This window comes from Prevotella amnii CRIS 21A-A (assembly GCF_000177355.1).
GTDB classification, from domain to species: Bacteria; Bacteroidota; Bacteroidia; order Bacteroidales; family Bacteroidaceae; genus Prevotella; species Prevotella amnii.
In genome coordinates this window covers 17,136-31,495 of record NZ_ADFQ01000109.1, presented here as the reverse complement: position 1 = coordinate 31,495, position 14,360 = coordinate 17,136, and the positions used below count along the sequence as shown (strand labels likewise).

8 protein-coding genes and 1 pseudogene are annotated in these 14,360 nt (G+C 41.0%); 2 read left to right on the top strand and 7 right to left on the bottom strand.

Translation table 11 applies throughout. From position 1 onward, the window contains the following. Positions 1 to 160 precede the first annotated feature (160 nt). A complete protein-coding gene (locus tag HMPREF9018_RS10060; protein ID WP_008451232.1) occupies positions 161 to 700 on the bottom strand; it encodes a hypothetical protein in 540 nt (179 codons plus the stop codon). Between the two features lie 301 nt (positions 701 to 1,001). Here HMPREF9018_RS10060 and HMPREF9018_RS10055 point away from each other — a divergent pair, with 301 nt between their 5' ends. Next, positions 1,002 to 1,751, top strand: a complete 750-nt coding sequence (locus HMPREF9018_RS10055; RefSeq protein WP_019036389.1) for a ThiF family adenylyltransferase — start codon at positions 1,002 to 1,004, stop codon at positions 1,749 to 1,751. 58 nt (positions 1,752 to 1,809) lie between these two features. Then, positions 1,810 to 4,074 carry a TonB-dependent receptor gene (locus HMPREF9018_RS10050; RefSeq protein WP_100067247.1) on the top strand — a complete coding sequence of 755 codons (2,265 nt, stop codon included), beginning with the start codon at positions 1,810 to 1,812 and terminating at the stop codon, positions 4,072 to 4,074. 286 nt (positions 4,075 to 4,360) lie between these two features. Here HMPREF9018_RS10050 and HMPREF9018_RS10045 read toward each other — a convergent pair whose 3' ends face one another. The 6 genes and pseudogenes from HMPREF9018_RS10045 to HMPREF9018_RS10025 all read right to left on the bottom strand — a co-directional run bounded on the left by HMPREF9018_RS10045 (position 4,361) and on the right by HMPREF9018_RS10025 (position 14,288). Then, a complete protein-coding gene (locus HMPREF9018_RS10045) occupies positions 4,361 to 5,452 on the bottom strand; it encodes a hypothetical protein (RefSeq protein ID WP_008451225.1) in 1,092 nt (363 codons plus the stop codon). A 21-nt stretch (positions 5,453 to 5,473) separates the two neighbouring features. After that, entirely contained in the window at positions 5,474 to 7,405 is a 1,932-nt protein-coding gene (locus tag HMPREF9018_RS10040) for a peptidase U32 family protein (RefSeq protein ID WP_039864908.1), read from the bottom strand. Positions 7,406 to 7,724: 319 nt separating this feature from the next. Continuing rightward, positions 7,725 to 8,109: pseudogene (locus HMPREF9018_RS10035) on the bottom strand (relaxase/mobilization nuclease domain-containing protein); the annotation flags it as partial. Between the two features lie 281 nt (positions 8,110 to 8,390). Then, positions 8,391 to 8,564 (bottom strand): hypothetical protein, encoded by a 174-nt coding sequence (locus HMPREF9018_RS11155; protein WP_198506733.1) that lies wholly within the window; start codon positions 8,562 to 8,564, stop codon positions 8,391 to 8,393. Between the two features lie 237 nt (positions 8,565 to 8,801). After that, positions 8,802 to 9,962 carry an efflux RND transporter periplasmic adaptor subunit gene (locus HMPREF9018_RS10030; RefSeq protein WP_008451256.1) on the bottom strand — a complete coding sequence of 387 codons (1,161 nt, stop codon included), beginning with the start codon at positions 9,960 to 9,962 and terminating at the stop codon, positions 8,802 to 8,804. 3 nt (positions 9,963 to 9,965) lie between these two features. Beyond that, positions 9,966 to 14,288, bottom strand: coding sequence for a CusA/CzcA family heavy metal efflux RND transporter (locus HMPREF9018_RS10025; RefSeq protein WP_008451221.1), 4,323 nt, complete (start codon positions 14,286 to 14,288; stop codon positions 9,966 to 9,968). Positions 14,289 to 14,360 lie beyond the last annotated feature (72 nt).

The following is a 14,360-nucleotide window of genomic DNA, read 5'->3' as shown; positions in this document are numbered from 1 at the left end:
AAATTATTCCCCAGAAAAATTCTACTGAGCCCCTTACACCCGCTAGACAGCATGCATGCTAGTCAAACAAAAATCCACCAGCTACAAATTTTGCATGTGGTGGATATGATCTTGTATCAGGTACAAATGGTTATGTGTTATGGAGTCTATAAGGTTTTTGTTATAAACTTATATCTTGAGGATTCTTAAAGCTTTTTATGTAATTACCATTTGAGAAATAATGGTAGCTTGCATAATCAATTTCTTTTAGATTTAAGCCGATTAAAGAATGATAAAATTTATCGATATATTTTGCCCTTGATTTAGTATTATATACACTTGTTTTTATCATTAAAATAGGAAATTTATTTGTGACACCTAAAAAAATGTCATCATAAATATTTGAAATAACAAGTAAATCTGTATTGTTTTTCTTACATATATCTTCTAATATGTTTGGAAGTAAACAAAAAGAAGACTTACAAAATGGTGTATAATCATATATGATAACGTTGTTATGATTTGAAAGGTATTCTTTTACTTGTTCTACAGTGACAGTGTATATGTTTGAGTAGTCGTGGATTTCATCTATTTTTCCTTTGTAGTTAATTATTTTTGCTTGTTCCTTTTTTGACAAGTGGGAATAACCTGATGTCAGTCCTGCTATTTGACAAGATGCTAAACTTAATAAAACAATAGCGAGTAAGTAAAACTTTTTCATAAGGTTTATAGTTTTAGAATTAAACATAAATAACAATTTTGCAAATTTACATAAAAAATAAGCAAAAAAGTTCTTCTTACAGTTTGTTAACTTTTTGATGTAAAGCGGTATATATTATTATTCTATAAAGAGTCGGATTTGGAGAGATTTTTGGACGAACATTATCATGAGTAGCAAACATGTTATCTTCTGAATATGTTATAAAATCTAAAATAACAAGTGGAATGAGAGTTTTTTACACTTTTGTGTAGTGCATATTTTTATTGTTGCTTATACTTTTGCCAAAAATAATTATTTCGTTATGGAAGACAGATATAATAGAAACAGGCTCTATGTGAACGAAAGAGAACAAGGCAGCATCAAAGATTATAAAATTTTCCTTGGTGGTGCAGGTATAGGCAGCATAGTGGCTGAATGTGCTTTGCGGTTTGGTTTTGAGCATATCACCATCATTGATGGTGATAAGGTGAAGGAAAACAACCTTAACAGGCAGAACTATACGGAGAATGACATTGGCAGATACAAAGCAGAGTGTTTGGCTGAACGTTTGCTAAATATCAATCCCAACGCGCAGATAGACTTTTATACGGAGTTCTTAACTCCGAGTAACATTGAGAATTTATTGAATGAGCATGATGTGGCTATCAATGCATTGGACTTTAAGGACGATACGCCTTTCGTATTTGATAATATTTGCAAAGAAAGAAAAATCCCTGTACTGCACCCATACAACTTTGGTTGGGCTGGCTTTGTTACGGTTGTAGACCCATTGGGGCATTCTTTATCTGAACTGACCGAAGAGCCAAAGGGATTTGAATTAAAGGTAGCTGAGTATGTTACTGGACACGGGGCTTTTTGGAATCAACCTAAAGAGTGGTTGGATAAAATCGTTACTCAATATCGAGAAGAAAGTGAAACGCTACCACCTCCACAACTGTCCATAGCAGCATGGATTACAGCAGGCTTATGTACAACGGCAATGTACAATCTTGCTACAGGGAAACCTGTAAACTATTTCCCAAAATTCTATCTCTCTTCGCTTTTGCCTTAAGTTTAGCATTATGAAATATAAAATAATATTTTCTTTGATTTGTTTTTTCCTTTGTAGTATGTGGATACATGCTCAAAGGAAAATAGAAGGCAATGTGAAGGATTCTCAGACGGGTAAGAATATTGCTTTTGCAAATGTGATTTTGCAGTTACAGGCTGATACAACAAAGAACTATTCTGGATCTTTAACGGATTTAGAAGGAAATTTCTCTTTAGATAATATTCCTACGAAATCTTATAGAATTGTCGTGTCCTATTTGGGGTATAAGACAATAAAAGAAAATATCGCTTTATCAGACTCCTCTCGTTTAAACAGAAATTATTCTTTACAACCATTAGCTGTAGAATTAAAGGAGACAGTAGTAACGGCAAATAGAAATATACAACATATCGATCATAGATCAATCACTTTTACCAGTGAGCAAATAAAGCATGCTCAGGTGGGTAGAGACTTGGTCAAGGATATTCCAGAAATAAGAGAAGATGCCTTAACAGGAACTTTAAAGAATGTTGATGGAAAAGCTCCTTTTATCCTTATCAATAACATTCGTTCTTCTGAAATGGATCTTAAAGCCCTAAAACCAAGTAATATAAAGTATATAGAATATTATGATATACCACCAGCTCGATATGCTACAGCAAGTTCTGTTATAAATGTTGTTACAAAAACATTAGAAAAAGGTTACAGCTTCGGACTAAAGACGAGAGATGCATTCAGCACAGGATGCTCAGATGATGAGGTCTACCTCTCTATTACACAAGGTAAGAGTAAGTTTGATCTTTCTTACGATTTTAGCTTACGTGATTACAAGAATGTGGTAAATAGCCGTTCGTATGAATATATGAAGGGTGTGGATAATTATATCGATAAGTCTTCTGGAAAAGAAAAATTCGGATATATTAATCAAGATATTAGTGTGAAATATGCTTATATCCCAAATATGAAGTCTATCTTTCAGATTTCCTTTGACCCTAATATTCTCTGGGAGCATAGTAACAGTATTCAAAATGGCGAGTATGGAGAGCTGGGACATGAAGACGGTATTATTCGTAATTCTCGTGATAATATTCATACATTTAATCCTTCTTTAGATCTCTACTTTGATAGGCAGTTTGATGATAAAAATAATTTAGCTGTAAATATTAATGCAGCTACCTTTGGTACTAATAGCACTTCCTATGAAGATGAGAAAATTTCAAATGGGATAGTGCTATCATATATAGATAATATGAGGCTGAAGAATAGAAAGAATAGTATCATCGGTGAGATTGATTATTCGCATCGGTTTGCAAATATTAAACTGAATACAGGTTACCGTACAGAATTTTCACATTCAAGGTCCAACTTGGATAATTTATCAGGTCAAGATGTATATTCCACCAACCAGTCTCAACATTATCTTTATACAGAATTAGTAGGGGGTAAAGATAAACTTATGTATAAAGTAAATATTGGAGTTTCAACATTAAAAATTAATTCATCACTTGCGTCTCAGTCAGAGATTGTGTTTACCCCTAAGGCTGAATTAGGTTATAATGTGTCGAATAACACATCACTGAGATTTGAATTTACTTCTAACCCAATTATTCCTTCTTTAAATATGCTTAGTAGTAATGTTACTATGCTAACAAGAGATATTTATAAGAAAGGTAACCCTCATTTGAAGAATGGAAAGGATACCAGAGCAACGCTTATGCTGAATCATAATAATGATTATATAGACTTAATGATAAGGGCTACATATTCCTATCAGTCAAAAGCTATCTATCAATATTTTTATACCGATGATGAAAATAAACTGATATCAGGTTATAAAAATTGTAAGCATGTAAATAGCTATGGGGGATTTATTATGCTCCAGTATAAGCCATTTGGGAATGACTTGCTGTCTTTCTCATTGGCAGGTGCACCTCAAATGGAGAAAGTATACAATGAGGATGATGTTAATAAAATCTTCTCCGTAGACAATCTGTTCGACGTAGACTTTAATTATAAGAATTTCAATGCACATTATCATTTGGTAATTCCTGTATACACTGCCAACGGAAGCTTTAAGAGTAGTACTGAAAATAATAATGATTTTACAGCAAGCTATAGAGTAAATAATTGGAAATTCTCAGCATCAGTATTTTTTATTGGCAAAGACGCGAAATACATTACAAAGACGAATTCTTCTTCTTTTGTAAACTATAACGAAGAGCGCAGAATAAAAGACAACCATTCGATGTTTGCAATAGGGGTAGAGTATAATTTCAATGCAGGGAAAAACAAATCATATACCCGCAGGTTAAATAATAGAGATACAGATTCTCCAACATTCTAGCTAAGTAGCCAGTAAAACTTTTATTAATTTTCAAAATAGGGTTAACACTTTTTGTTAGGTATCAACCATTTTAGTTATTTTTGCTTTGTAAAAAATTTACAACTATGAGTAAAGATAGTTCTTTTTATGAAACAGCTATAAAAAGATTAATATTTTAAGGAAGATGTCTTTAGATGACGATTTTACTTATTAGTAATATATAGTCCGGACTTGTTTTCTACTCTTTCGTTTCCGTTTGTTTTACTGTTTTTAGTATTCCCTTTTAGCAATAATATTTAAAGGTATCTCATTCATTCATAATTCCACAACGAGGACATCTGCCTTTACGATGCAAGTGCATTCCACAATTACCGCAATAATAGTTTTCGCTATGATGTAACCAATATTGCCTAAAAGCAAAATAAATATATAAAATAAGTAATAAATAACCTATATAATATAAAGTAGTAATAGAAAAAACTATATAATTTACTGCACAAATACCTGCCGTACCACTTAGATATAGAACAACATCTGTCGACTTTAATAAGCGCTTAACATCATCTATCGTAGCTATAGCAACAATAAGCATTAACCATACTAATAAAAGGAAAATATTTAGTAGTAATGGTTGGGAAAAAGGATTTAGCGAAGGATGAAAATAAAACTCTCGCCAAGTTTCAGGTGCAAAAAGCTGAATACTAGCATAAAAAGTTGCAGCAGAAGCTACAACCGTAGTAAGCAATGTAGGATAAATGCTATTAATATCATTAAAATGTACTATTTTTGCATTATGTCTTCGTATTTTTCTTAACATATACCCCACTGCTATTATTGAAATAACTATTAGGAATATAAGTAGATGAATATTTGAAAAAATAGATATAAACTGTGATATAGGATCAGCAGGAACTACGTTTTTAAGGAGTTTACTTTCGTGTATCCACCCAAACTGTGCGTTCTCTGTAGCTATATGTACCCATACAGAATCTATAGAATCTACAGGTAAAATACGTATATCTGCAACAACAATAACATTACCCTTATTAACAGAAAAAGAGTCAGTAGATAAATTATTAATAGTTTCTTCTGGCTGTTGACGGATAATAGATAAGGAATCTGATTTTACTACAAAATTAAAACCTGTTGAGTAATGATGTTTTATTCTAAAGTTAAGTGAGTCTATTTGTGCATTTTTACCTCCCCAATAAGTAGAAGTGTCTGTCCCTTGTTGCTTAATAATAGAATCGTATTTGTTAGATAATCTATGAAAAATCTGCGCATCTTGAATACTATCTGGGAGCTGAACTAAAGAACGAGTTCTTTGTCTATAACATCCTGTAAACAGAATATTTAAAAAGACGAAAAACAACAAATATATATTTTTTTCATTTTTCATTTCTCTATATCTCCTTTTTAGCTATTCTGAAAAAATATTCATTTGGCAATCTTTACAATCAAATTCTATCCTAAACTGGCGATTATCGGATAAACGCAAATGGAGTGGTTCACACCATGTAGGTTGTTTTCCACCTCGCTTTACACAATAGCCTAATGAGTATCGGATACAATATCTGCATTGCATCAAGAGTATATTAGGAACACCTGCTTTTTTATTATTTATTCTATTTAATTTATCTTCTAACTCATACACCATATCCTTATATTTTAGTCCTTGTGCATTATAAAAATTGAAAGATTTCTGATTGGATATATTATATAAATAAGGCATATTACGATATAGTAGACTATTAGCATCAAGTATAGAAACTTTATCTTCTTTTAATGTATAATGTTGATAAGATCTTTGTTTTCGTATGTTTTTTATCATATCATTAAGTTCTATAACTATCATACGTCTAAGTTCTGATAATACGCTGTTAGGGATAAAACATTGTTCAACTTCTTTTCCAATCTGCACAGTATCACATATATAGTGGGTATTACCTAATTTTGTAAGTTGCTTTATTATGTTTTCGACTTGCGTTTTTTTTGCTTGTTGGTGTTCAAAAGACAGTTTCGTCTTAACTTGATATTTTTTCTTATTTTCAGATATAATATTTGCAATCAAAGTGTAACCGTCTTTATCCCCATTTAGATATAAACTTATAGGTATACGTCTATCTGAAGTTTGCCCACTCAACTCTTTTTCGAACGCCTGATCTTGATTTCTATATAGCTTCATACCAGCTTGTAAACCTAGTGGCATTTTGTAAGGGTAAAGCCTATTACCATCTACCCTATTTACTCGAAAACCTTCTAATTTTATATTCTCTTTGCCTTCTATTATTGTTTTATGCAAAAAGCACAATCCATCTCCATTAGTAAAAGTTGCTGTACCAGCTACATTAAAACTATTATTACGTAATTCTTTCACTCTGCCAACATCTTCTCCCAAGGCTTTTGGCGTATTTGGAGAAAAGATATCTATTTGTCTACCTTTCACAAAATAATCTGTATAGCCACGATTAAAAGTCTTGTTTAGGTTCGGGGTAAATAGATACTTTGTTTTACCAAGTGAAGCTCTACAAAATTCTTTTGGATATTTATTTATTATAGAGTCTAATCTTTGCGAATAAGCAGAAACCACATTTTTAACATAGTTTACATCTTTTAATCTACCTTCTATTTTAAAAGAACACGCTCCTGCCCTCATTAAAGATTCTAAATTGTTAATTTGATTCATGTCCTTTAATGATAGTAGATGAGATTTTTGCTTTATTAATAAGCCTTTATTATCTATAAGGTCAAAAGGTAAACGACAAAACTGTGAGCAGGCTCCACGATTAGCCGAACGATTAAAACAATATTGAGAAGCATAACATACTCCACTAAAACTGACACATAACGCACCATGTACGAAGACCTCTAGTTCTAAATCAGGTAATGATGTGTGGATAGTTTTTATTTCTTCTACAGATAATTCACGCGCTAATACGACACGGTTAAAACCCTGCTGCTGAAGCCATTTAGCTTTGTTTAAAGTGCGCGTATCGCATTGTGTACTAGCATGGATTGCTATATAAGAAGGTAATCTTTTCTTAATTTCTTCAAATAACCCCATGTCTTGCACTAAGAAAGCGTCTACTCCAGCTTCTACTAATGCATCTACAAGTGCTAATGTGTCAGGCAGCTCTTCGTCATAGATAATGGTATTAAGCGTAATATGAACCTTAGCAGCATAGCGGTGAGCATAAGAACATAGATCGGCTATAGATTCTACACTATTCCCTGCCATTTGTCTCGCACCAAATTTTTGTGCCCCGATATATACAGCATCAGCCCCATGATCTATAGCAGCTTTACCACATTCTACATTTTTAGCAGGAGCAAGAAGCTCTATTGTTCTCATATTGCTCATGAAGATAATTCTTAAAACACAACTTATTGAAAATAAAGAAGTTACCATATTGGTAAAACTAAACAGGTAACTATTTAGAAACGAGCGAGCTACTCGGCTTCGCTGTTTTCTGCCTAACAAAGAACGCTTATTATTCCGTTTGCAAAGATAATACTTTGTTACCGAATAACAAGCGTTTTTGATGAGATATTCTTTATTCTGCACTTTTTGTATGCTGCTATGTTTATATTCCCCTTCCACGTTTCTTCTTTCTGTTAGCTTGGTATCTGAGTTTGCGCTGCCATGCTGTTTCTGCATAGTCATCGCCTTGCGAAGTTGGCGTCATAGACTTCTCCATACAGACTGATACGGTTAGCATTTATGTGAATATGTGTGTTGTCGGTGTCCTTGTGCATTACTGCCACCCATTGGTGGTTGTCAAGTCCCATTCGCTTGGCAAACAAATGAGTTATCCACATAAGTTCTAACACAGGTAGCTTTCTTTCGTCTTGTGGTGCGATACCAATTTCTATGCGGAGAAACTTGTTCCTGCAACGGCTGTTGTAGTCACTGACCACTTTCATTCCCTCATAGATTGTCTTTGGCTCCCTGCTGCAAAGATTGTGGAAGGCAAGCCGATAGCCGAGCTTGCCTTCCCTGAAGATATAGTCCAAAGCTGTGCTTCCGTGCGCTATTGCCTTACATTTTCCTATCATTTCTTGTTAGATTTTATTACTGTCCGCTAAACTTTTGGGTAAGATACAAATTTAGGGCTGACACTTCTCACGAGGTATCAGCCCTTTTTGTTATCTTTGCTTTTGTTCCCAAACTTAGATAACATAGGCAAAAGTACACATTTCTTCGGACAGCCTACACAATGGTACGGAGGAATGGATAAAACGTCTGAGAATCATCGATTCCACCACGATAACCCTGTTCTCTAACGTCATCTTCAAGGGCGTGGGACGGCATCCCAAGACGGGAAAGAAGGATACTTCTATGGCGAGAGTGCCAACGCCATCAAGATACAGATTTGGGGCACACTCATTGCCAATCTATTACTGTCACTGCTGCAAAGCTCATTGCGGAGGCGGTGGAGTTTCTCAGGGCTGGCTACTATGGTGCGCATTGTACTTATAGAATACCTCAACATGAATAATTTCTTCAACATGCCGGATGCCGACATGAAACTCATGCTTGAAGCAGCGGCTGAATCGCCACCGGAGGTAACAGAAAATGAATAAGGGGGCTTGTCGCTAACATGCTGCCATCCGAACTATTGTGTCTCAATGAGTTGGAATAAGGATTTCTATGTTTAGCGGACAGTAATAATATTGAAAACATGATGGATGTTTGGTAGCCGGGCAATTTCCTGCCTACCAAACATCCATTCCGTTTCGGTCATGTTTTATTCCTCTCCCGTCTCGTCTTTCTTCATCTCAGAAAGCAGGTAGTAAGCACCTGACTGCACAATGCGTGAAAGACGATCTGCCGGCCCCTTGGTCTCTATGCCCACGAGGTCACCTTCTTCCTTCACCTTCTTGACCATCGTGGGGACAAACTGCCAGTTGTTCCCTTGCTTTGCCGCCGTGAAGATATAAGATTTTCCATCCACTTCAACGATGGCATCAGACGAAACGGCTCTCGTCCTTTCGCTGCTTGTTGCAATCTTCGCCTGAACATACATCCCTACAATCAGTCCCGTGTGCTGTCCATCCAAACGAACACGCACCTCAACCGTTTGCGTTTCGGCTCTGAAAATCTTGCCTATGGAGTACACCTTGCCCTTGCAGGCGGTTCCGTCGGCATGAACAATCTTCAGTGCTACATCCTGTCCCACCTTAATTTTCGGCACATCACGTTGGAAGACTTGCAATTCAGCATACATGTTGCTGGTGTTAGCAATCTTCATCATGGCCATTTCGGGCGATACATATTGCCCCGTTTGCACGTTGATTTGTTCCACTGTGCCGTTGATGGGACTTGTCAATGCAATGACCAGCATTGGTTTTCCTTTGCGAAGGGCAGACGTACTGATGCCCAGTTGTTTGAGTTGGGCGGCAAGCATCTGCACCTGACCGCTCACAGTTTGCAGCTCCGACTTCGTACGGTCGTAGTCTTTGCCAGCTCCTACACCTTCGTTCATCATCATGGTCTGGCGGTCAAACTCCTTTTTCAGGTATCTCTGTCGGTTCAATGCCGAGAAATAATCCGTCTGAAGGTTTACCAAATCAGGATGAGACAGATAGGCCACCACCATTCCTTTGGTCACAGATTGCCCTTCATGAACCAATATTTGTTTGACGTTACCGCCCATTTGCGGGGTTATGGTTGCCTCGCTCTGGGGGCCAACTGCCAGCTTTCCATTGACGTCCACATTGCTGATGAGCATCGTGTCGGCGATGTTCCCCACTTTGATGCCTAACTTTTTCACCTGTTCATCGGTGAGTTTCACCTTTGTCATGCTGTCCGATGACTGTTTTTCTTGTTCGCCAGCGTCCTTAGTTTGCTTGCCACAAGCTGCTAAAAGGACGATGAGCGAAAGGATGAGATATGCTTTTGTTTTCATTTTTTATATGGTTGGATATTGTAAATTGATGATTGTGTCGATGAATTGTTCGTATGCTTCCCAATAATCAAGCTCGGTTTGCACGGCGTCACCCATGGTCTGAATGAACCCGATGTAATCGGTTGCACCCAGCTTGTAAGCAGAAGACGCGCCACGTTGCTGCGCCCTGGCCGTGGGAAGAGCTGTGTCCCGGTAATATTGCAGTTTGTGACGCCACTTCTTGTACGCAGTGTGCAAGCGTGCTTGGTTGTCATCCAGCTGTTTTTTCAGCAAGTCAAACTGCATGTTTTCGATGTCCCTGTCCAGGGCGGCAGCCTTTTGTCGGGCCTTATACGAACGTCTAAACAGCGGAACACTCACGCCAACGCCGAATGTCCAGTAGCCGTTTTTGTCGCCAATGCGCTGTGTACCACCCTCTATGAAGAATGCCGGAAGCCCTTTGGACTTTTCCAGTCGGATGTTTTCTTCGGCCAATTTAATCCTCTCCGACTGACAAGTCAATACGGGATTTGCACTGCTTCCTACCTCTCCAAGCGTCTCGTCTGGAGCCGTAGTGGGTTCATAGAGCCCCTCTCCCAGCCACCGTGACAAGGCCTTCAACGCCACTTGGTAATCAAACACCGACTGCTTGAAGTTTTCTTTGGTTTCAACAGCCTTCTTCTTAGCGGCCAGATAAGCCAACTTCGACGTTTCTCTTGCCTCGTAACGCACTTTCGCCGCATGCTCGAAGTTCTGGTAGATAGAATCTATCATGGCATGCACGTTCATCCTTTGCCTTAGAATATAAGCCTGCGCATAATCGCGGTAAACGTCTTTGCGCAATTGATGTTCGGTGAGATTCATCTCCGCACGAGCCACATTCACCTTTTGCCGCTGGGTGCGCACGCGCTGTTTGTTCCCCAGCACGTCAATGTTTTGCCTGACAGACAACAGAGTAAAGGTGACATCGTTGCCTCTTCCAAGATCTTCTACCCCTGCCGACAGCTCAGTAAGTCCCACCTCGCTTACGCCTTTGACCATGGTCTCTTCACGATTGACACCCATCCGCGCCAGACGAATGCTTGGATGATATTGCTCAGCCAGCTGTAAGGCTTGTTGCAAACTCACTGGCTGTTGAGCCTGCATGCCGCATGGTGCCAGCAGTGTCAGCATCAGGGCAAAGGCCGCTTTGGGTATCCTATTGGCAGTTTTTCGCTGCGCTTTCTCTTCCAAGGCGTACAATAAAGGAACGACAAGCAAGGTAAGCAGCGTAGCCGTGAACAGTCCGCCGATGACCACAGTGGCCAAAGGTCGCTGCACTTCAGCACCTGCCGACCCCGACACTGCCATGGGCAGGAAGCCCAACATGGCGGCCGTAGCCGTGAGAAGTATAGGGCGGATGCGCTCTTGCGTACCCTTAATGATTCTGCGGTTGATGTTGTTCATACCTTCTTTCTTTAACGAGTTGAAACGATTGATGAGTACCAGACCATTGAGTACGGCCACTCCGAAGAGGACGATAAAGCCCACTCCGGCCGAAATGGAGAAGGGCATGCCCCGCAACAGCAATGCCAATACGCCGCCTACCGTGGCCAGCGGAACCGCCATATAAATCATGAGGCTCTGCTTGAACGATTTCAAGGCGAAATAAAGTAGCACAAAAATCAGGAGCAGGGCGATAGGCAAGACGATCATCAAGCGATTCTTGGCCTCCTGAAGTTTCTGGAATTCACCGCCATACGCCAATCGATAGCCAGCCGGCAGGCGCAGTTGCTGATCGAGTTTGTCCTGTATCTCATCCACAACCGACTGCACATCCCGTCCTCTGACGCTCACGCCGACATAGATGTTACGCGAGGTTTGTTCGCGGGAAATCTGCATGGGCCCCGACTCATAATCAATTTGTGCCACCTCGCTCAAGGGTATCTGTGCCCCGCTGGGCAGCGGTATGTAAAGTTGGCGCAGGTCGTTGATACTCTTCCGGTAAGCGTCAGAGAGCCTGATGACAAGGTCAAACCGTTTCTCACCCTCAAACACCGACCCTGCGGAACTTCCGGCAAATGCGCTGCTAACATAGGAATTGAGGTCATCGATGTGCAAACCGTATTGCGCCACCCGCTGCCTGTCGTACTTCACCGTAATCTGCGGCAATCCGTCCGTGCGCTCAAGGGTCACATCCTCGGCTCCCTCTATCCTACTGATGATGCTCACCATCCGCTCACCCAGTTCGCTAAGTTTGTCGAGATCGTCGCCATAAAGTTTCACGGCCACATCCTGGCGCACACCCGTGAGCAGCTCGTTGAAACGGAGGGCCACCGGCTGTGAGAACGAGAAGTTGAGCCCCGGCAGGATTTGCAACTTTTCTTTGATCTTTTCTATCAATTCTTCTTTGGTCTTGGCCGATGTCCATTTGCTACGATCTTTTTCCAGAATGATGAAGCTGTCAGTATAGTCAAAGCCCATCGGGTCAGTGGGTATGTCGGCCACCCCAATGCGTGCGCATACAGTTTTGATTTCCGGAAAGCTCTGAAGCAGCAGGCGTTCCACCTCTTCCTCTCGCTTGATGGTTTCCGAGAGCGAACTGCCGGGGCGGAGGAAGGTTTGCATGGAGATGTCGCCCTCATCGAGTTCAGGCACAAATTCGCCTCCCATCCGCGTGAAAGCGAATGCGACAGCCAGAAACAAAGCAGCGGCAGAAACAAGTACCGTCTTTTTATGACGCAGGGCATACAACAGCAGTGGATGATAAACATGTATGATGCGCCCCGTCACACGGTTGCCCATGTGCTGCAAACGGCGTTCCATCCGCGCCATCCAGCCGCTCTGGTGGCTCAATGGACGAATCAGCAAAGATGAAATCATCGGCACATACGTCAGACACAGAATGATGGCTCCCAGTACGGCGAACGAGAAGGTGTAGGCCATGGGGGAGAACATTTTTCCGCTGACGCCAGAGAGAAAGATGATGGGGGTGAACACGATGAGGATAATCAGCTGACCGAAGAAGGCCGAATGCATCATTGAAGAGGCGGCCTCGAAGGCGACGGCGTTCATGCCGCCCCGCCCCAGTTGGCTGTGTTTCTTGATTCTTTTCTCCATTTCGAACACCGTGCCTTCTACGATAATCACCGCCCCATCGACGATAATTCCAAAGTCGATTGCACCCAGGCTCATCAAGTTGGCGCTCACGCCGAAAATCCGCATCATGATGAGGGCGAACAGTAAGGACAGCGGAATGACCGATGCGGCGATGAAACCTCCACGCAAACTTCCCAATAACAGCACCAGCACGAATATCACGATGAGCGCCCCTTCTGTCAAATTGCGCGCAATGGTACTCGTTGTACGCTCGATAAGGTTGGATCGATCGAGAAAAGGTTTGATGTCGATGCCGTCGGGCAGCGACTTTCTGACACTCTCCATGCGCTCCTTCACCGCTCTGACCACCTTGTCAGAGTTGGCACCCTTGAGCATCATGATCATGCCCCCGACTGCCTCATGACCATCTTGAGTGAAAGCGCCGTACCTCACTTGCGAGCCAAAGCCCACCTTATCAGCTACGTCGCGCACGAGAACAGGGATGCCGTTGACATTCTTCACCACGATGTTCTCAATGTCGTTAACCGACTTCACCAGTCCTTCACCCCGGATGAAGCTGGCCATGTGGTCACGCTCTATGTAGGCGCCGCCCGTGTTGACGTTATTTTTTCTAAGGGCTTCGTACACCTCGCCCACGCTCACGCGCATGGCGTTGAGCCGCTGGGGGTTGAGGCCCACCTCGTATTGCTTGATGCTTCCGCCAAACGAGTTGACCTCCACCACGCCCGGAATCATGGACAGCTGGCGCTTCACTATCCAGTCTTGAATGGTGCGCAGCTCCTGCGTACTGTAACGGGCGGTGTCTTTGGGAACAAGGGTGTACTGTAAAATCTCGCCCAGTCCCGTGCTGATGGGACCCATCGCGGGCGTTCCGAATCCCTCCGGAATGTTTTCGCGCACCTCTTCCAGCTTCTCTTGCACCAACTGGCGAGGCAGGTAAGTACCCATATCCTCTTTGAAAACGATAGTAACAACAGACAGGCCAAAGCGTGAGATGGAACGGATGCCCTCAACACCGGGCAGGTTAGACATGGCCAGCTCTACGGGATAGGTGACGAACTGCTCGATGTCGGCCGTCGAAAGATTTTCAGAAACCGTGATGACCTGCACCTGGTTGTTTGTGATGTCGGGCGTGGAGTCTACGTTAATGGTTCGCAATGAATACACTCCGCCGCCGATGATGGCCACCAACAGGAGTACCACCAGAAATTTGTGTTGAATAGAAAAATAGATAATCTTGTTAATCATAACCTTAGTATGAACATGTACGACTTACTGCGGAACAGTTGTTGACAACTGCTCTGCCACTATATAAAAACA